At 57.7% G+C, this 19,530-nt stretch carries 13 protein-coding genes and 1 tRNA gene; 6 read left to right on the top strand and 8 right to left on the bottom strand.

Going from position 1 to position 19,530, the window contains the following annotated elements:
• The first annotated feature begins 107 nt into the window (after positions 1-107).
• Together H3T88_RS02520 and H3T88_RS02515 are read left to right on the top strand one after the other, a co-directional pair.
• A complete protein-coding gene (locus H3T88_RS02520; protein WP_198203412.1) occupies positions 108-1,472 on the top strand; it encodes an alpha/beta hydrolase in 1,365 nt (454 codons plus the stop codon).
• 53 nt (positions 1,473-1,525) lie between these two features.
• Entirely contained in the window at positions 1,526-4,135 is a 2,610-nt protein-coding gene (locus tag H3T88_RS02515; protein WP_198203411.1) for a bifunctional lysylphosphatidylglycerol flippase/synthetase MprF, read from the top strand.
• Here H3T88_RS02515 and H3T88_RS02510 read toward each other — a convergent pair.
• From H3T88_RS02510 to purE, 3 genes are all read right to left on the bottom strand, one after another.
• Positions 4,107-4,550 (bottom strand): Fur family transcriptional regulator, encoded by a 444-nt coding sequence (locus H3T88_RS02510; protein WP_198203410.1) that lies wholly within the window; start codon positions 4,548-4,550, stop codon positions 4,107-4,109. The two genes, H3T88_RS02515 and H3T88_RS02510, sit on opposite strands and share 29 nt — an antisense overlap.
• A gap of 69 nt (positions 4,551-4,619) precedes the next feature.
• Entirely contained in the window at positions 4,620-5,786 is a 1,167-nt protein-coding gene (gene purK, locus H3T88_RS02505) for a 5-(carboxyamino)imidazole ribonucleotide synthase (RefSeq protein ID WP_198203409.1), read from the bottom strand.
• A complete protein-coding gene (purE, locus tag H3T88_RS02500) occupies positions 5,770-6,276 on the bottom strand; it encodes a 5-(carboxyamino)imidazole ribonucleotide mutase (protein ID WP_015022178.1) in 507 nt (168 codons plus the stop codon). The genes purK and purE overlap by 17 nt, the downstream gene beginning before the upstream one ends.
• A 179-nt stretch (positions 6,277-6,455) precedes the next feature.
• On the opposite strand from purE, the gene H3T88_RS02495 reads away from it, so the two are divergent.
• The gene (locus tag H3T88_RS02495) at positions 6,456-8,357 is read left to right on the top strand and encodes a 1-deoxy-D-xylulose-5-phosphate synthase (protein WP_198203408.1); all 1,902 of its coding nucleotides are present in this window, start codon (positions 6,456-6,458) and stop codon (positions 8,355-8,357) included.
• Between the two features lie 39 nt (positions 8,358-8,396).
• Positions 8,397-8,473 (top strand) — tRNA-Arg (locus H3T88_RS02490).
• Between the two features lie 213 nt (positions 8,474-8,686).
• Here the strand turns inward: H3T88_RS02490 and H3T88_RS02485 are convergent.
• Positions 8,687-9,307 carry an NUDIX hydrolase gene (locus H3T88_RS02485; protein WP_198203407.1) on the bottom strand — a complete coding sequence of 207 codons (621 nt, stop codon included), beginning with the start codon at positions 9,305-9,307 and terminating at the stop codon, positions 8,687-8,689.
• Between the two features lie 21 nt (positions 9,308-9,328).
• Entirely contained in the window at positions 9,329-10,822 is a 1,494-nt protein-coding gene (locus tag H3T88_RS02480) for a hypothetical protein (protein ID WP_198203406.1), read from the bottom strand.
• 648 nt (positions 10,823-11,470) lie between these two features.
• Here H3T88_RS02480 and H3T88_RS02475 point away from each other — a divergent pair.
• Positions 11,471-11,716 carry a TM2 domain-containing protein gene (locus H3T88_RS02475; RefSeq protein ID WP_052108376.1) on the top strand — a complete coding sequence of 82 codons (246 nt, stop codon included), beginning with the start codon at positions 11,471-11,473 and terminating at the stop codon, positions 11,714-11,716.
• 1,041 nt (positions 11,717-12,757) lie between these two features.
• On the opposite strand, the gene H3T88_RS02470 is transcribed toward H3T88_RS02475, so the two are convergent.
• Positions 12,758-14,302, bottom strand: coding sequence for an MFS transporter (locus H3T88_RS02470; RefSeq protein WP_198203405.1), 1,545 nt, complete (start codon positions 14,300-14,302; stop codon positions 12,758-12,760).
• A gap of 3 nt (positions 14,303-14,305) precedes the next feature.
• Complete coding sequence (locus H3T88_RS02465; RefSeq protein ID WP_198203404.1) at positions 14,306-15,619, bottom strand: glycoside hydrolase family 28 protein; 1,314 nt, start codon at positions 15,617-15,619, stop codon at positions 14,306-14,308.
• A gap of 129 nt (positions 15,620-15,748) precedes the next feature.
• Between H3T88_RS02465 and H3T88_RS02460 the strand changes: the two genes are divergently transcribed.
• Complete coding sequence (locus H3T88_RS02460) at positions 15,749-16,717, top strand: AraC family transcriptional regulator (RefSeq protein ID WP_181415629.1); 969 nt, start codon at positions 15,749-15,751, stop codon at positions 16,715-16,717.
• A gap of 103 nt (positions 16,718-16,820) precedes the next feature.
• Here H3T88_RS02460 and H3T88_RS02455 read toward each other — a convergent pair whose 3' ends face one another.
• The gene (locus H3T88_RS02455) at positions 16,821-19,475 is read right to left on the bottom strand and encodes a multicopper oxidase domain-containing protein (RefSeq protein ID WP_198203403.1); all 2,655 of its coding nucleotides are present in this window, start codon (positions 19,473-19,475) and stop codon (positions 16,821-16,823) included.
• Positions 19,476-19,530 lie beyond the last annotated feature (55 nt).

Genomic DNA, 19,530 nt, shown 5'->3' with positions numbered 1-19,530 from the left:
TCCGGGGATTCGGGCCAGTCAGGAATGAATGCCTGCTCGAATTGCCTCCGAAAACCCGAACACTCCTTATACTGAACTGCGGATGTATTTTGCTCGGAAGGAATGGCATGGGTGCATGGCTGGCAAAGGTCCATCTGACCCAGGGGTGGCTGCCCGCGTCACTGTTTTCATTGACAGCCCTGGCCCTGATCGTGCTGACGCTGACCGGACTGACACACGGACGCTGGCGGACCCTGCTGCGGCAGGCGGCCATTGCCCTGGGCATAGGAGCCTTGGGACTCTTGGCCACCTGGCTGGTCTCCGATGTCTTCATGCTCTTTGGCGTCTCCCTGGGCTGGATGGTTATCATCAGCGTGGCCTTGGGCTTTCTTACCGTGGGGTTCGCCGTCTGCATCCTGATCGCTGCCCGGGGGCGGCGCCGGATTCTGGCCGCCCTGACCGCCCTGCTCTGTCTGCTTTCCACCGGGCTTCGCGTGGATATCATCTACGGCGAATTCACCACCTTGGGGTCCCTGTTCAGCATCTCCCTCTACCCTGATTACAGAGACCACAAGGCGGCCAGACCGGCCATGAGCGTGGCCCAGTGGCGATCCCTGGCATCAAGGGGCGAGCTGCCCTCGCATCCGAGTGCCGGCCGCTCCTACAGCATGCGCATCCCCAACGGCCGCTCCCGATTCACGGCCCGGCCAGCTGATGTCTACCTGCCGCCCGCCGCCTTGAGTGACAGGCCGCCTGCCCTGCCCGTATTCGTTCTTCTGGCCGGCCAGCCCGGCAGCCCCGACCGGCTCTTCACCGCCGGAGCCATTCCGGCCATGATGGATGCCTACGCCGCCCGGCACGAAGGCCTGGCGCCAGTGGTGGTTTCCCCCGACCAGAACGGGTCCTCCTCCCACAACAGTCTGTGCGTGGACTCCCCGGTCTACGGGAAGGCCGAAACCTACCTAAGCGAGGACGTGCCCGCCTGGATCCGCACCGAGCTACCCGTCGCCGACCAGCCCCAACAATGGGCTATAGGCGGTTTCTCCCAGGGCGGGACCTGCTCTACCCAGCTTGGAGCAAGGCATCCCGACGTCTACGGGAACATGCTCCCCGCAGACGGAGAGCTGGAACCGACCCAGGGTCGGCAAGAGCAAATGATCCGTGACTACTTCGGAGGCGATAAAAGGCGCTTCCTGGCCCAGGTCCCGGCCAGGGCCATGCTGGAACGGACGCCCTCCCGCCAGCGCCTGTTTACCGCAGCCGGATCCAATGACAAGGAGTCCCAGCACAACATGATGGTCATCGCCAAAGCCGCCGACCAGGCTGGCATGGAGGTGCGGGCGGTCATCACCCAGGGCTCGGGCCATGACTGGCACACAGTCAAGACCGCCTGGGAACCCGGGCTGGAGTGGCTGGGCGAAGCCATGGGACTAGGGCCCATGTCCCGACCTATTGAAGATTTTCCGAACATTGTCGAAACAACAATCGGCTGAAACGCCTACAGGTCAGAGCGTCCAAGCTGATAAGCAGAAAGAGCCTCGCAATCATGGAAACAACGAATAAGGGATCCGGACTGATGGAGCCTTCGGCCAAAACCGTGCTTTTGCGGGACCTGACCCGCTGGATCAGACGTCACGCCTTTGCACTGGCTTTCAGCCTCGGACTGATTCTGCTCAACCTGATCAGCTGGCTGCTGATCTGGCTGCTGCGCATCCCCGGCAGGACACGGTTGGGAATGCCCTTGTCCGACCTGATCATTCACCAGGCGCCACATTCCGTTCATGGACAGGGGCGCCCCTCGCTCCTGGTCCAGTTCGCACGGCTGATGGTATCCCTGGTCATCACCCCCGGCCCCCTGCAACTGGCCATAGATGTGGCCCTGGTCCTGGTCATGCTGTGCATCGCCGAGACCCGACTGGGTCGCAGACGCACCTTGCTCGCCGCAGTCATCAGCGCGGTAGGCGGCGCGGCTGTCGGGCTGGTCATCTGCACCCTGATCAATGCCATCCAGGACCATTGGGCCTGGTTCATCCGAGTGCCCATGACACTCAGTCCCATCATCCTGGTGGTCGGATCCCTGATGGCATCAATCCCCTTCAGCGACTTTCTCTGGCGGCGCAGAATCGCCACCATAGGCTACACGGCCTTGATCTTGATAGTTTTGTATACCGGCAACCCCGGCTACTATTGCGCCCTGGCGGCAGCACTGATCGGCCACCTGACCGGCCACCTCTGGCACGGACCGGTCCAGGACGCCAATCCGCACGGCCATAGCGGCTCATACGAGACCCGCCACCTGCTGGGGGCCGTCTCCACGGTTCTGGCCCTTGGTCCCCTGGTCACCGTTTCCTCCAGAATCCGTGCAGGATTCTTCACCCCGCTAGGCATGTTCCTGGGTTCGGACCCTGGCGGCAGCGCCGCCCTGTCCCGTTGCCTGGCCAAGGACAACCAGGCCAGCTGCTATGCCCAGTATGGTCTGGTCGCCGGTCGAGCGCCCACCGATGTCTCGTCCTTGATCATGCCCACCCTGGTCCTGCTGGTGGTGGCCTGGGGCATCTACCATGGCCGCCGGATTGCCGCTGTCACCGGTCTGGTCCTGAACAGCCTTACCATCGTCCTGGCCGTGCTCTACTACCTGGTTTTCCCGTTGACGATCGGCGACGGCCTGCCCCGGGCCATCCGTCACGGCGCCATCCCCTCCTTGCTGATCATCACTCTGCCGCCGCTGATTCTCAACTATTTCCTGGCGCGTAACCTGCGCATCTTCCTGGTACGGACCAAGGCCTCACGCCTGCAGGTAGGCTGGGCAGCCATCGGTCTGGCCTTCCTGGCCACAGCCGTGGGCTATCTGGTCTTCACCGCGGTCAGCCCCGGCTCCTTCCACCCCTGGCCCACAACCGGCAGAGCCCTCTCCCAACTGCCCGAGCTTTACCTGCCCAATGGGGTGGCCTCGCGCTTCCGTCCGGCCCTGGCACCACGCACCCCGACGGGGATAATCGTCAACCACGGAGTGGGGCTGATCTTCTGGCTGGTGGTACTGGTAGTCCTGCTCTCCTGGATGCGCAGCTCGGTCATCCAGAACGGCAGCGAGCGCCAGGAGGCCGATCGACTGGTCGAGTATGGAGGCGAGAGTATGTCCTTCATGACCACTTGGGAGGGTAACAGCTACTGGTTCTCCCAGAGCGGCCGTTCAGCCATCGCCTACCGGCTCCTGCACAGCATAGCCCTGACCACCACTGGCCCCTTCGGCGACCCTGACGAATATGCGGATGATCTGGACGAATTCACCCGTTTCTGCAACGCCCATTCCTGGTCACCGGTCTTCTACAGCGTCCACAAGCCCCAACGTGACCTGCTGGCAGCCAAGGGCTGGTCCACCCTGACAGTCGGCTCGGAGATGGTGGTCACTCCCAGCCTTTGGCAGACCAAGGGCAAGAAATGGCAGGACATTCGCACAGCCATCAACAAGGCCAAGCGCGACAGGATCACCGACGTGCTGACCACATTCAACGACGCCTCCTGGGACGTCCAGTCGCAGATTGTGGACATCTCCGAGCAGTGGGCCGAGCTCAAGGCGCTTCCTGAGATGAAGTTCACCCTGGGTGGCCTGGATGAGCTGAGGGACCCGCGCATGGCCATCCTCTACGCCGTGGACGACCAGGGCAAGGTGCTGGCCGTGACCAGCTGGATGCCCACCTACCGCCAGGGCCAGGTGATCGGCTGGACCCTGGACTTCATGAGGCACAGGACCGACAGCCCCAATGGAATCATGGAGTTCCTGATCGCCCGGATGGCCGAACGGCTGCGCGACCAGGGCACGGCGGAATTCATGAGCCTGTCGGCCGCTCCCCTGGCCGGCATGGACAGCAGCGAAGATGACGAAGAGGATCAAAGCGAAGATCGGACCGCCTTCCTGCAACATGCCCTGCGTCTGGTGGCCGACCTGATGGAGCCGGCCTATGGCTTCCGTTCGCTCTTCTTCTTCAAGAAGAAGTTCCAGCCCAGCGAGCACCCGGTCTATATCTGCTACCCCGACCCGGCTCAGCTAGCCCAGATCGGACTGGCTGTAGTCCAGGCCTACCTGCCCAATCTCAAGGCTTCGCAGGCCTGGGATGCCATCAAGACCATCATGCCCAAGGGCCGGGAGGAGCACTGACGTCAGCCTGACCAGAGTGGCCCTGACAGCTGCTGCACAGGCCATAGACCTCCAAGGTGTGCGAGGAGACCGTAAAGCCATGCTCAGCCGCCACGGCCTTCAGCCAGCCATCGTCCGGAGGGCTGATCTCCACGGTCCTGCCGCAGCGTTCACAAACCAGATGGTGATGGTGTTTTCGTTGGGCCAGGCAGACCCGGTAAAGGCGAATGCCACCATGTTCGATGCAGTCCAAGCTGCCGGACATATGCAGGGAGCCCAGCTGTCGATAAACCGTGGCCAAGCCGATTCGCTGGCCCGAGTCGCGAAGAAGTCTGTGCAGCTCCTTGGCTGAGACGAAGTCGTTCTGGGTCTGAAGAACCCTCCAGATGGCGTTTTTCTGCCGCGTCCGGCGGCCGACTGATGAGCCAGCGTTCATGATTGGATACACTCCTTGGGCTTCACCAAGCCTACATCCGGATTGCCGGGACAGATGTGAGGATTCAGTTCAGTCCAGGTCGGACCAGCAGCCTGTGGCCTCCAGATCCTCGGCTGTCCGCTCCGGATCGTCGGTCAGCACCGTCAGATGCCCCATCTTGCGGTCGGTGCGCACCTCGGCCTTACCGTAATCATGCAGGAACCATTCGGGGTGCTCACCAAGCAATCCTCTGACCGGAGCCACATGCTGGCCAAGAACATTGACCATGACCGCCGGGCTGAGCAGGCGGGGATTGGGCAGGGGCCACCCGGCGATGCCCCGAACGTGTGCATCGAACTGGTCCATCGAGCAGGCCTCAATGGTGTAATGACCGGAGTTATGGGGGCGCGGGGCCAACTCGTTGACAACCAGACCGCCATCGGGCATGACAAAAAGCTCAAGGGCCAAAGTCCCCGCCAGCTTGAAGCCGTCGGCCAGCGTCAGCGCCATGTCACGCGCCCGGTCTGCCATCCCAGGCTCGACCTTTGCCGGCGCCAAGGTCATGTGCAGGATGTTGTGACGATGCTCGTTGCGCACCATGGGAAAAGTGACATAATCCTTCCCGTTGCCTGAGACCAATATGGAGGCCTCGAAAGCAAAATCCACGAACCCCTCCAACACGGAGGGCGGGAAGTCCCGGCCCTTCATCCGCGCCTGCAGGGCCTGCAGATCCTTCTTCGTGCGTAGGACAGCCTGGCCGTGGCCGTCATAGCCGCCGGTTCGTGTCTTGAGCACAGCAGGCATTCCCAGCTCTTTCAGGGCTGCGTCAAGCTGATCAAGACTGTCAACCTGTTTCCAAGGGGCGGTATCGATGCCATGGCGGTTGATGAAGGTCTTCTCGTGGACCCGGTCCTGGGTGACCCTGAGCAGGTCGGTCCCCTGGGGGATGGCCGCACGGTCCCTCACCTGATCCAGAGCGTCGGCATCCACGTTCTCGAACTCGTAGGTGAGCACGTCACTGCGTTCAGCAAGCCGTTTGAGGGCATCGAGGTCACCATAGTCAGCTGTCTCCTGGAAGTCGGCCACCTGGGCCGCAGGAGCGTCAGGCGTGGGATCCAGCACCCCGATGCGGAATCCATGGTAGCGGGCGCTCAGGGCCATCATCCGTCCCAACTGACCGCCGCCCACGATCCCGATGACGGATCCAGGCTCCAGGTGATCAATTCTCCCCTTGGTCTCCTCAGACAAGCTGGGCATTGGATGCCTCCACGGATCGGGCCAGCTCGGTACGGTAGTCATCCAGGGCCTGCGCCAGTTCGGAATCGTTGATGGAGAGAATCGAAGCCGCAAGCAGGCCGGCGTTGGTGGCACCGGATGCCCCTATGGCCGTGGTCGCCACAGGAATACCGGCGGGCATCTGCACGATGGACAGGAGAGAATCGACCCCGTTCAGGGCGTGGGATTTCACTGGCACCCCGATGACCGGCAGCGTGGTCTGTGCTGCTACCATTCCAGGCAGATGGGCTGCTCCGCCGGCCCCGGCGATGATGACCCCTATGCCCTGGCTCCGGGCCTGATGCGCAAACTCCGCCATGCGCCCGGGTGTGCGATGAGCGGAGATGACCTCCTTGGTGTAGACGATAGCAAACCGGTCCAGCATCCGACAGGCTTCCTTCATCGTCTCCCAGTCACTTGATGATCCCATGATCACTGCGACTCGTGCCCCTTCATGTGTATTGTCAGCCATCGGCCCTCCAATGTTCATGCACATCCGATACTACGCAAGACCGGGGAGAAGCCGGCCAATCGTGATGGTCCTATGGATGTAAGGGCCGGGCCTGGTGAACATCGGGCTTTCAGCGGGTCCGAACAGCCGCTCCAGACCTAGAATCATTGGATTGAATTACGGAAACAGACAGGAGGGTTATGGGCAAGCTTCTGGACAGCATTGACTCCCCAAAGGATCTGAAGGTTCTCTCCTTGGAAGAGCTGAATCGACTGGCCGACGAGATCCGCCAGCTCTTGATACGCTTCTGTCGACGTCACGGCGGCCACCTGGGCTCCAACTTGGCCACCATCGAGCCCATCATCGCCCTGCACTACGTCTTTGACATGCCTGACGATCATCTAATCTTCGACGTCTCCCATCAGGCCTACACCCACAAGATCCTGACCGGTCGGCGCCGGGCTTACACAGACCCGGAGCATCAGGAGGATTTGTCCGGATTCACCTCGCCTAAGGAGAGCCGCTACGACGACTTCATGCTGGGGCATACCGGCACCTCCATCGGCCTGGCCTGCGGGATGGCCGCCCAGCGGGATGCGACCGGCGGCAAGGCCAACATCATCGCCTTCATTGGCGACGGCTCCCTGAGCAGCGGGCCGGCCTTCGAGGGGCTGGATTGGGCTGCCGAACAGGGCGGCAACCTGATCATCGTGGTCAATGACAACGAAATGTCCATTGCAGAGAACCATGGGGGACTCTACAGGAGTCTGGCGGCCCTGCGTGCCAGCGGGGGACGCAGCCCGGACAATCCCTTCCGCGCCCTTGGACTGGACTACCGTTACGTGGAAGAGGGCAACCGGATCGAGGACCTGATCGAGGCCTTCCGTCAGGTCAAGGACACCGACCATCCGGTGGTGGTCCATATCCACACCCGCAAGGGCCTGGGGCTTGGCCAGGGCAGTCGGGGACAGATTGGGCCGGCTTCCATGGCCCGAAACAATGGGGAAACAGCACGTATGACTTCCCTGCCGGATTTGCCCGCCGAAGGTCCGGTGGAGGCCAACCACTGGCAGGACGGCTTGGACTCTCTGGATCGCCTGCCAAATTCACGAAAAACCTACGGAAGAATGGCCATGCAGGCCCTGGAAGCCAGGTTCCCACAAGAGCCGGGCCTGATAGTCATCTCCCCAGCCACGCCGCTGTCAAACGGCATCGATCCCGACTTCCGCCAGCGGGCTGGTAACCACTACCGGGACGTGGGCATCGCCGAATCCCACGCGATAGCCTATGCCGCGGGAATCGCCAAGGCTGGAGGCACTCCCGTGGTCGCCACTTCGGCCACCTTCTTCCAGAGGGCCTACGACCAGATCGAGCAGGAGATGGCTTTGAACGGCAGTGCGGTGACTCTGCTCGTTTTTTCAACTGGCGTTGCCAAAACCGATGCCACGCATTCAGGTACGGCCGACATGGTCATGATGCGAGGCATCCCTGGATTGACCTGCCTGGCTCCGACCAGCGGGTTCGAGTTCCTGGACATGCTGGCCTGGGCAACGGGTCCGGCCCGGCAGCCGGTGGTCATCAGGGTACCCGGCGAGCGCACTCTGGCGACAGAACGCGCAGGCAAGCCAATGGAGCTGGCTGCAAATTCCTCGAAGACCAATGCTGAATGCGGATCGGACGCTGCTCCCTGGAATCACTATCGAATCCTGCAAGAAGGTAAGACCGTAGCCCTGCTGGCTCTCGGCGATGCCCTTCCACTTGGCCGCGATCTTGCTGATTCCTTGGAGAGGTCCACGGGGCTGAAGCCCACACTGGTGGACCCGCATCGCTATGACCGCCTGGATGAGCAGACCCTGGACACCCTGACCGTTTCTCACTCCCTGGTGGTCACCATCGAGGACGGCCAGTTGGACGGCGGCTGGGGCCAAGCCGTGGCTGCATACTACGGGCCTAGTCAGGTTCACACCCTGGCCTTCGGAGCGGACAAGGAGTTCAACGACCGGGTCCCCAAGACCACCCTGCTGGAAAGGTATGGCATGACCGTTCCGGCAATGACTCGAGCCATATCGGATGCCCTTGCCGACCAGGCTTCATGGATCTGACCCGCCGATGGACTCCAGGCGGGTACAATGAAAGGGTTTGGCCCCGTAGCTCAGCTGGATAGAGCAACTGACTTCTAATCTGTAGGTCGAGAGTTCGAATCTCTCCGGGGTCACCAGTTGCGCTCCTTGCTCTCAATACTTAAAGCAGGGTGTCAGCTCGTGCTCACCTCTCCTAAGGCAAAAAGTAAGAAGCGATAAAGAGTAGACGATTTGCGTTAGTTAACGACTACTTTCCATGGGCTCTGGTCTGTTCATCGTTGGCAATATCAGGCACGCGACAGTCCGAACTTTGTGCAGCAGAGCGCAGATACGCAAATCGCACAAGGACCTCACTGCCTTCGCCTATCAATCTCCCGTATTGAGAATGCAGCTATGGTAGGCCCATCAATCAGTCGCCCATCACGAATCATATTGGTTATATCAGCCGATCGCAGCCAATGCAGATCCTCTAATTCCCAATCACCGCCCTGGTTGACGCTGTCGACTACAGGGATAGATGAAACGTCATCAAGCCGTATTTCCATCACCCGCACGTCGTCTTGGAGCACCCCGGCATCGGCATGAAGCCTATGCAACTGGTGGACGGCGTCCGGCTGAGCCCACAATCCGGTTTCTTCATGCAATTCACGAATGGCTGTGGTCTGGGGATTTTCACCTTGCTCTCCCATGCCTCGCGGAAATTCCCACAACCAGTCTTCTACAGCAACCCGCCAGTGGCGCGCTATCAGATAGAAGTCCTCTCCCCCCTGTTCTACGACCGCCACACAAATCACGCCTGGTTGACCCTGTTTGACAGACGCAACGTGCAAGGTCATGTCAGCACCCGTGTCCCTTACCTTGACGTCCACAGCAGTCACGGTAAAGTCGGCTCCCCCTGCTTCCTCGAAGACTTTTCTACGCCTTATCTCCTGCAAAGGACTCGTAGAACCGAGCTCATCAGCGTTGTTCACAGCCACCTTCTTGGTCGATGATTACCGTTGAGCGAATACCATGGTTTGTGTTGCCGAATGCTGGTCGTGCATCCACTCCATCATTGTCAGTAACTCGGGAAATACTTCAATGAACCAGGCCGCAATCAATATCAGGATAATGGACATTGATCCGGAGAAAATAATCTTGTCACAAAAAACGGATATGGATGCGATAATCAGGGTCGCAATGAACTGCTTGATGATTTTTGAGTTGTCCTGCTTTCGGTCAAGCTGCGATGCTGACTTTTGCACACAGTAGGCGATGTTGCGAATATGCCGCTGCTGGGCAGAGTCCGGAGCATCCGGTCGACACTTACGCCACTGCTGTATCGCATCTCTTGACTGATAACAGAACTGCACAAAGCAGGCGGATGGCATCTGCCCCAATAATTCCGTGACCTGTCCCGATAGCATCAAGGAGCGCCCACCTGTTCGGCCTGCATAGCGCTCATACGAATTCGGCTCACTTTGTACGGCCATGAGACAGCAGTCCAGGTAATCCGCCATTGATAAGCGGTAGACGAACTGGTACCAATCAATCAGTGTCTGCTGGTCACATTCCATGGTCCTATTGCAATCGGCCCTACCTACAGGCAATGCCGACTGCCTGATAAGAGCAAACGCCTTGGACCGTCTCGGTTCATGACTTATCCTGTCCAAAACAACCCGAAATACGGTCTTTTCTGCCTCGTTCGCCTGGGATGCAGAACACCATGAACGCAGACAATCGGCGTTTTCAGTGACAACAGGAAGAAAGGCATCGTTGAAGCTGCGGGAGATACCGGCATTCGACTCGGTTTGGGAATTCTGCGGCTTATACCTGATGAGGCCCTTTCGCTCTGCATCTATCCATTCCTGCCAGCGCTGGGCCAGCAATTGGCAGGTACCATCAGACGGACCTTGCTGGCAGTATGCGGAGTACAAGCAGGCGATCCTCTGAGCTATCGACCAATGATCCTCTGCATGCTCATTCAAGACGGCTCTGGTCTGGGGAACGAACCGTTGACTTTCTTCAGAGGTGATGGTCTCCTGTAAAACCTGATATTCAAGCGGACGTAGCGTACCTATATCCGGCAGGGTGACCGCCCCTCCTTCAGCCGAAAGTTGCTGATTGTCAGGCGGCACTGTGGTGAACCGCAGCAGGCACTCCTCCAGGGTCCGTTGTCTGCCGGATATGGTGAGGAAAGGCTTTTCATAACCGTTCTGCCCAATAAGGTCAAGAACGACATCAGGACCAAATGCCAGAAAATAGATGCCATCAAAGAGCTCTGCATCAGTGACAAGAACCTGGGGACTATAAAGGAATGCCGTTCTGAGAATGCCGGCAAATCGTTCAAGAAACTCCGGGTGCTGCTGAATGGTTCTCTCGCAGATGCTCAACCCGTCAGGACCATCTGACCAGAACCGCCAATTCACCTCTTGATCGCACTCGCATTGCCGCCTGACCCGATTCCAATCGTTCAGCTGTTCCTCTGAATCGAAATTGGTCAGCATGATGGCATCCTGACGTAAACTCTGACTCATGTCTATATGCTAGACCTCGTGCTTGCCAGCCCGTTGAGTACGACCTCTTTAAAACTGATTCAAGAAACCCAGGCATGAAGGAAAATTCCGGAAGTACCAATCGCTAATCATTGACAACCGGAGTGCCTTACGCAGTGGTTGCTTCTTTCCCTTGAAGTTGCCTGCATATTGACAGGAACTCGAATATCCATGGCCGATGCCTGAACAGTTTTCAGACCAAATCAGCCCTGTAACCAAGCCCTTTCGGGGATATAATGATATATTCCCACGCAGGTATCCACAGGAGGGGCAACCATGAACGATTGGTATCAACCTATAGATAAGCAAACAAGCGAGGACCAAGACCCGGCCCCGGCAAATCGGAATTACTCCGGCGACGAGGGATACGACCAAGAGCCTTCCAACCACAGCTACGGGATTGCTTCCCAACAGGGGAATCCCTCGTCAGCCGCCACTGGATACCCCAATGCGGATCAGTCCTGGCAGGCTTCAAACGCACCGGGAGGACCACAGAATCCGTACGGCCAAACCGCATATGGTTCTCAGTCCAACAGCAACCCCGGACCGGCCCAAATTCAACCGTGGCAACTTCAGGCCCAATATGTCAGCGGACCGGGTATGTCGAACAAGTCGAAGGTCACGGCGGCCATCCTGGCTTTCTTCCTGGGCGGCTTTGGCATACACAACTTTTATCTGGGCAAGACCGGGCGCGGGGTCGCCCAGCTGCTGATCACCATCTTCGTTCTCTTCATAGGCCCTCTCATCTCTTCGATCTGGGCCATCGTAGAAGGCGCGCAGATTCTTGGCTCACATCCGGGGTCGCCTTACCACATGGACGGCAAGGGACTCCAGCTGCAGGATTAAAATCGCACGGATCCTGCCCACAGTGGCCTCGCCTGCCTGAGCTTCCCTTGGATGCTTTTGCATCGTTTAACCTCCTCCAGCCAAGGACGAGAGACAATCAAAAGGCACGTCACAACAGACCACGCAGGCACACCCTTCCACGAGGTCAGGGATCGGATCTGCCCGAAACTTGGCGAGCATCTGGTTCGAGCAACGAATGCCGATTGACCATCTCAAGACACCGCAGGATGCCGTGGGCACCTTTTCGGGCCAGCATCAAGAACCCAGATGCGCACCCTTTGCCCCTTCCCCAGCTTGAGGGGATGGGCGTCATATTGAAAGGCCCGTCCATTGAAGGTCACATATCCGGGCTCATGGCCGCCACCTTTTCAGCATCGGCGGCCCCTCCATTGGGCCCCGGAAGATTTGTGCGCTTAACTCCCTGACGGCGGCGCCTCCGGACAGCATCAACGGCAGTTCCGCTCTTCATGGCTCGGCGGCAGCGGCCCGGGAGCATTTATTCCGACATTGCAGAGTCATCCCTCACGAAGCTTGCATAGCCCTGCACGAGTGAGATATGAGCCTGGGTTCACCAGGTGCTGACGAAGGAAATTGACCGGCGATAAAAATTACCGCATAAGGTATCCATGCGACGGCTGTGATTCGCGCCGCTGCCGCCATGTGAGCAATCCATAAGCACAATGATTCACTGGAACCGCTTTTATTTATCTACACGGCATATGGTGCGACACGAGACAAAAACAGGACCCGGCCGCACCTGGCACGAAACCAGTAGTCATATCCATGGAGCATTGAGCCATCTGCTTATTCGAGGGGGGCCATATGACCCAGTAAGAGCAGGCTCAGATCAACAGCAGTGCCGCAGGGCCGAAATCAAGAAACGCCGATAGGTGAAATTTGCCGACTGCTGCTTGTCGATCGTCTCCCCCGCAGGCATCGGCATTCCCCTGCCTGTTTATTCTTTATCAAACCCAATACGTGGTCATGGCAAGGCCTGCCTCAAGCAATGCCTTGCCATGACCACGTCATCATTGAGTACTTCTACTGTCCGGTCTTCCAAACATCCTCATACCGGTAACCTGTCAGGTCCTCAACGACACGCTTGGTGTCTGGGTCGACATCGGCCTTGGAGCCACCAGCCTGCAGACGGTTGATCTCGTCTTTGATTATCTTGTGCGAATGCTGATCAAGGTTGAAGGTACGGGCCAGGTAGAGAGAATAGATGAAGCAAACGATTGGCACCAGGGCGAAAGCCACCATGATGCCCATTTTGGCCGAACCGCTCTGCACCGAGGCATGCTGGTTGAATCCACTCAAAGTGAGAATCCAACCAATCAAGGCGGAGCCCAAAGCGCCTGTGACCTTGCGGGTAAAGGTCTGAACAGCAGCGAAGGCTCCAGCCCGCAGCTTCCCGGACACCATGGTGTCCACGTCCGGCACCAAAGGAATAACGTTCCAAACGGTGTACTCAGCCGTCTGCCTGCCTATCTGCCAGATTGCGGAAAGCAGGAAGACAAGGACGAACATGAATGTTGGGTTGAGCCTTATTCCCGAGAAGTAGACGATCGCATACGTCGCCAGGACGAATAGCTGCAGGCCAAAGGCCGTCGTCCACAGTGGCTTGGGGCCCTTCCTCTGCATGAAGAAGGTGGCCACGGGGACGACCAGCATGCCAAGAATGGACAGACTGGATGCTGCCTGTGCATTGGCCTGGCTCATACCGATCAGGAAGATGGCATAGTAGAAGAAGGCGGTATTGAAGCAATCCTTGCCGAAGTAGGAGACAAAGTAAATAACCACAGTCCTGCGACAAGCCTTGGTTTTGAGTACCTGCAGGTAATCGTTGGCGACTTCGCCCAGGCCCTTGTGCTTGTCCTGCTTATGGTTTGCTTCAAACTCCTGCACATGTTCAGGGGAGAACTCCCAGGTGGAGAAATAGGTGACCAAGGTCCCGGCTGCCAAGGCTATGCCAAAGATAATACCGGAAATCGTATAGGCGCTGCCGCTGTTCTCGCCCAGCGCCTTGAGCAGGACGGCAGGCAGACCGGTCACGGCAAAGGTGCCGAAGGCCGAGATGAACATACGGACGGAGGAAAGCTTGACTCGCTCATCAGCATTGTCGGTCATTTCCGTAGCCAGGGTTTCATAGGCGATGTTATCGAAATCCTGCGCTGTTTCAAGAAGGAGAAGAACGACGAAATACCAGATGTAGGAGCCCGGATGAATCGTGAAAAGCAGGGGGAAGCATATGGCCGTCAGGATTGCGCCGAACAGGAACAGCGTGTGTCGCCTTCCCAGCTTCCTGCCCACCCATGTAGAGAACAGGTGGTCACTGATGCCGCCCAGGATGCCGCAAATAGCCATATCCAAGAGCTTGAGGACAAGCAACATGGTGCCCACCAACCCGGCATTCAGGTTCGCGTAGGTGGTCAGAAACACCATCAGATAGGATCCGACAAGCGTCCCCCAGGCAGAGCCATTGAGATCATTTAAGCCATAACCCAGGCTGCGCAGGAAGGTGATCTTCTTCGGCGTGTATACCCAGCGCTTCGAAGACTTCGAAGCTGATTTTGTCTTGTTTGTCATCTGTTACCTTTGCTCTCCATTGATGTAAAGGTTGCGAACATTTATGGTTTTCAGCCCTCGATCTGCATCATGGAACAGGCCTTTGGTCGGTTCTGTATGCCAGGTCTCCATCAGCTCCTCCTCAGGGGCCAGATGCCATTCGAACTGATCGATGCTGACGTTTTCGATGGGACTCTCGGGGAGCCCAACGATGAAGGCGGCGGTTGAACGGACGTTGTCGGCCCGTACGTCTTCAATCCTGATATTGCGAATATGAGGGGTGGTCGCTTCTACCGGTTGCGCCGACTTGCTGAGGACGTAATCCTCCTCCTGGGGGAGAACCCCAGGTGCAAAATACATGCCCAGGACGATCGGGCACCAGCAGTGATCCATTTCAAGATGACGCAAGGTGATCCCCTCTATGGTGCCGCCGCGCCCCCGCCTGCTTTTCAGGCGTATGCCACGTTGAGTGCCTGAGAAGGTACATTTTTCCACATTCACGTCATTGATGCCTCCAGCGGTTTCGCTGCCAATGGCTATACCGCCGTGACTGGCCAGGATCGTGCAGTCTTTTACGTTGACATGTGCCGTCGGCTTGTTGACGCGCAGTCCGTCGGGGCCACTGCCCGATTTGAGGGTGATGGCATCATCACCCACATCGAACAAAGAGTTCGACACAGCAACGTTCGTTGAAGAATCAATATCCAAAGCATCCGTATTAATGGCGTTCGCCGGGTTCCTGACAGTCACGCCATCAATGGTCACCTGCGTGCAATAGACAAAATGAATAGTCCAGAATGGCGAATTTTGAACAGTGATCCCCTTTAGTTTGACCGCCGTGCACTTCCAGAACTGTATAAGCGGAGGTCTCAGGAATTGCGTCGAAGGACGCGCCCCGCCACCTGCGCGTTCCTTGTAATCAGGGTTGAGCCTGGCAAGTTCCAGCTCGTAGTCTTCCTGCGGCTGCGTTCTGTCGGTGCGTTCAATCTGCGCAAAGGTGCGCCACCACCATGCTCCATTACCATCGATAATCCCCTCTCCGTCGATGGTTATATTGTGGCAGTCAGCCGCATAGAGAAGAGGATGCATGGCATGGCATTCAATCCCCTCCCATCGTGTCCAAATGGGCTTATACAGGTGCGGATCATCCTTGAATTTCAGAACCGCACCTTTTTCGAGAATGATGGTGAGATCGGAAATGAGCTCGAGCGGCCCTGTTTCCGTGGTCCCCTTGGGTATGGTCAGTACCCTCGCCCCATCGCATTTCGCCAAGTGATCTATAGCCTCTTGAATGCTGGAGAAATCACCGGCACTCACCGTCGTGGTATCTTTATTCATATAGTCAAGGACTCCTTTGTTTCCTCGTTTAACAAAATGATATGTAGGGCGACGATGTCCCCGTTCCAGAACTCGTGTAACAAAACCACAGGTCTGTTAGCGTTCCATAGAGGATGGTGGTCAAAGAAGATGGATATCGACAAGATACTATTCTCAATGAGCCAGGACGAGCTGAAAAACGTCCGAGAGCACAGGAAGATGACAGAAATCAAAAACAGTTCATTCACCCTGAAGAACGGCCGGGTCATTATCAGAGATTCATATTTTCTGAATGACAGAAAGGTCTATATCAGCAAGTGCTCCAGATTCGCCGACTATCCGGAACACGGTCACAGCTTTCTGGAGATGAACTACGTTTACTCCGGAAGCTCCAGTCAGACAGTGAACGGTCAGCAGCAACACCTCAATATGGGCGATCTGCTCCTCATGTCAAAAAACACCGTTCACGCAATTGCTGCGCCCAGCCGGGAGGACATCATAATCAATCTCATGTTTCCGGTCGAGAACTTTGATGCCAGCAGTCTGGGAAGCATCATGCACTACAATGCATATGTTTTTGACTTCCTCATGCACAATATGACCAGCCAGGACGAGAGCACATACATGATATTCAGGAGCTCAAAATACCCGACGATACAACAGCTGCTGAGGCAAATCATGGAAAAATACTATTCGGACAGCTATCTGACCGGCGAGATTATCCGACTGGAGGTCACAATCCTATTCATGGAACTGATCGAAAACGTACCCGTAGAGACATATCGAGAGGATCAGCAGCAGGTCATTCATGATCCGGTACTGAAAGTCCTGCAGATGCTTCGGGAGAATGCCGCCGATCTGACTCTGGAAGAAACCGCACGGGAGCTAGGTTATAACCGCAATTACCTGGGAAGCCTGATCAAGAAGCGCACAGGAAGAACGTTTAAGGAAATTCAGACTGACGAACGTCTCAACCGAGCGCATTTCCTGGCTGAGAATACACAGCTGCCGATGGACAAGATCATTGCCATGGTCGGCTGGAGCAATAAAACCTATTTTTACAAAAAATACCGAACCCGATACGGTTGTTTGCCACGCGGCAACAACGGAAGCCAATAGGACTTGCATCCGGGCCCCCAGAAATATCCTCACAACCACACACATATCCATAAAAGGCGAAGAGAACATTTTTCTACATGGACGGCTACCGGCCTGCACACGTTCATGAAACCTGCAGGATGCCGTGGGCGCCCTTCTCGGCCAGGCTCATGACGTGGTTTACTATGGAATAGTCGCCCGGCTGATCGACCCTGAGCTCGACAAAGCCGCCTTGGGCCGGCAACAAGGGCAGTACCTGCGCTCCGGCCGATGAGACAGAGGAATTCCCTCCTGAACCTCCACCTATCAGATAACGGCCCTCGGTCCAGACCGTATCGAACTGGGTTCCCACGATATGGAAGGACAGCGGCTGGTTGGGTCCGGCGTCCAGAACCCAGATGCGGACCCTTTGCCCCTTCCCCAGCTTGAGGGGATGGGCGTCGTATTGAAAGGCCCGTCCGTTGAAGGTCATGATATCCGGGCTCATGGCCGCCACCCTTCCAGCATCGGCAGCCCCTCCATTTGACCCCAGATAGATCTCGGACTGGATCAGAACATATTCAGCAGCCACTGGCGGAAGGGCGCCGCCATCCACGACCACAGCCCCATACATTCCGTTGGCTATATGGTTTGACATGGGGTCGCTGCTGCAGTGGTACATCCAAATGCCAGCCCGATCAGCGGTGAAGGTGTATAAGAGCTCCTTGCCGGGTTCTATATTGCGCATCATGGTCTGCGGAACAGCGGGACCTGCATGAAAGTCAATGGAATGGCTCATGCTTCCCCTGTTTCTGATGGTGACTTCAAAGGTGTCTCCCACCCGGCCTCTGAGCACCGGACCCTGGGCCAAGGGCCTCGACCCCTCATCCCGCGGATCGTCCGCATCATCGAAGCTCCATACCGTGCGCGTAAGCCCTGCTGCCACCTGCTCCTTACGTTCCTTGACATCCAGGGTGTACTTTCTGGTACCAGCCTTCCCCTGGTCATCCAGGGGCGGAAGAGTGGCCTTGGCAGGGTCGCTCTTCTCGGCCTGCGACTTGAGGTTGGATGCCGAAGGGACCTGGCTCATGGTCATCTTCCGAGCGGAGGACTGGACTTGCTCGGTAGTTGTTCCACCCCTGGCCTTGACCTTGAGCTCCATGCCCATCTGACGGTGTCCTGCCAGCGAGCACCATCCCAATGTGTCGCCGCTCAGGACGCCCAAGTCGACCGAGACGCTCTGGCCTACAGGAACGGACCCCGTGCTCTTGCCATTGGCGAAAACCAAGTCGTGCCGCTGATCTCCGGTGTTCTCAAATTCTACAACCAACCGGTCGCCTGCATTGATGGTGATGGTATCCGGCACAAAGGCCATCCCCTTTACCCTGATTGATGCTCTGCTGGTGTGACCAGTCGGCTGGACGCTCTTTGACGATGCCTCCTGGACGCCTCCAGTATTGGGCGCAGCCCCGACCGAGACAGCCAGAGTCGGCCGGAAGGCCATCAAGACCACGGCGGCCACCAGGACCAGCACGGTAACCGATGTGGCAACCAGATCCGTCCTCAGGGCCAGGGTCCCGACATGTTCGGCTTGCGAGTCCTCGGGCTGGCGCCGACGGTAGCGTTTGGATGCCAGAACCTGCTTGCCGCGAGCAGCCAGGTAAACCACGGTCATCATCATGGAGAGGATTCCCAGGACGTTCAGCAGGTTTCCCGCCTTCCATAAGGGCGTGTAGAGCCGGATGGCTCCAAGAAGCCTGATCAGCAAGCCAACCTGCATAAGCGCCCAGGCGCCCCAGAGGAGGGGATGAAAAGGCAGGGGCCTGCGAATGACCGAGGGGACGATCATGCAGACATGGGCGATGACCATGGTCATGATGAATCCCACGGCCAAGGCATGCAACGCCATATCGCCCCAGTAGGTGCTGGAATCCAGAGGTGTCGCCATCCAGATGAGGGCAGCCAGAAGCCCCCAGGCGTAGGCCGACAGCATGCAGGTGCCCATGAATCCTGGCAGACCGCCATGCCGGAAGGTACCCTTGGCCACATCGTGACTGGCCATGACCAGGAGAAGCAGGCCCAAAGCCAATCCCAGAAGCGGATAACCGACCGAAGGTGCCATGGCTTGAACAGGCAGCATCAGGACGGTCAGGAGGCTCAGACCGAGAATTCCGGATTCAAGACGGATATCCGAGAAGACCGCCCTGGCCAGCTCCACCCGCTCCCCTACGATGGTCAGAATCAGAAAGAAGAGCCAGGTTGGAGCCAGAACCGAGGCATCCAATCCTGCAACCCATCCAAAAGCTCCGACCAGACCCACCAGGGATCCGAGAACCTGTATGAGCACCTCTGCAGAAGGCTGACGATGCCAGATGGCCAGATACATGGCCGTCAGGACTAACATGGACAAAGTCCACGGAATGCCACCAAAAAGCTCCACCCTGACCCATGATGGGGCGGCAGCGCGGCTCGAAACTATGAGCGAGATCAGGCAAAGCAGGGACCCTAGCAAGCCCAAGGCAGGAGCGAGAAACCCCCAGGAGGGCTTCTTGGATCCGCCGCTGCGATAAGCCAGCGCCCTCTCCAGACCAATGGCGGCGCCCAAAAACCCATAGACCATGAGCCCGCCGTGCAGATCAGCCAGGGGAACCCTGTCTGAAGGATGGATCAGGTCCGAACGAATCAGCGCCGCTACAAGGCCAAGCAGTGCAGCCAGACCTGCGCCTATGAGAAGGGCCATCCTGGATCTGGGCAAAGCGGTTCTGCCGCCGGACTTGCGCATCTTCTGGTCGTTCTGCATGGGTCTGTCCGCCTTGTCCTGGGTTGATAATTGATTTGATAGTTATACAATTTAA

The organism is Bifidobacterium sp. W8110 (assembly GCF_016101375.1).
In the GTDB taxonomy this organism is placed as follows: Bacteria; Actinomycetota; Actinomycetes; order Actinomycetales; family Bifidobacteriaceae; genus Bombiscardovia; species Bombiscardovia asteroides.
The sequence above is the reverse complement of the archived record's forward strand: the minus strand, read 5'-3'. Positions and strand labels throughout refer to the sequence as shown.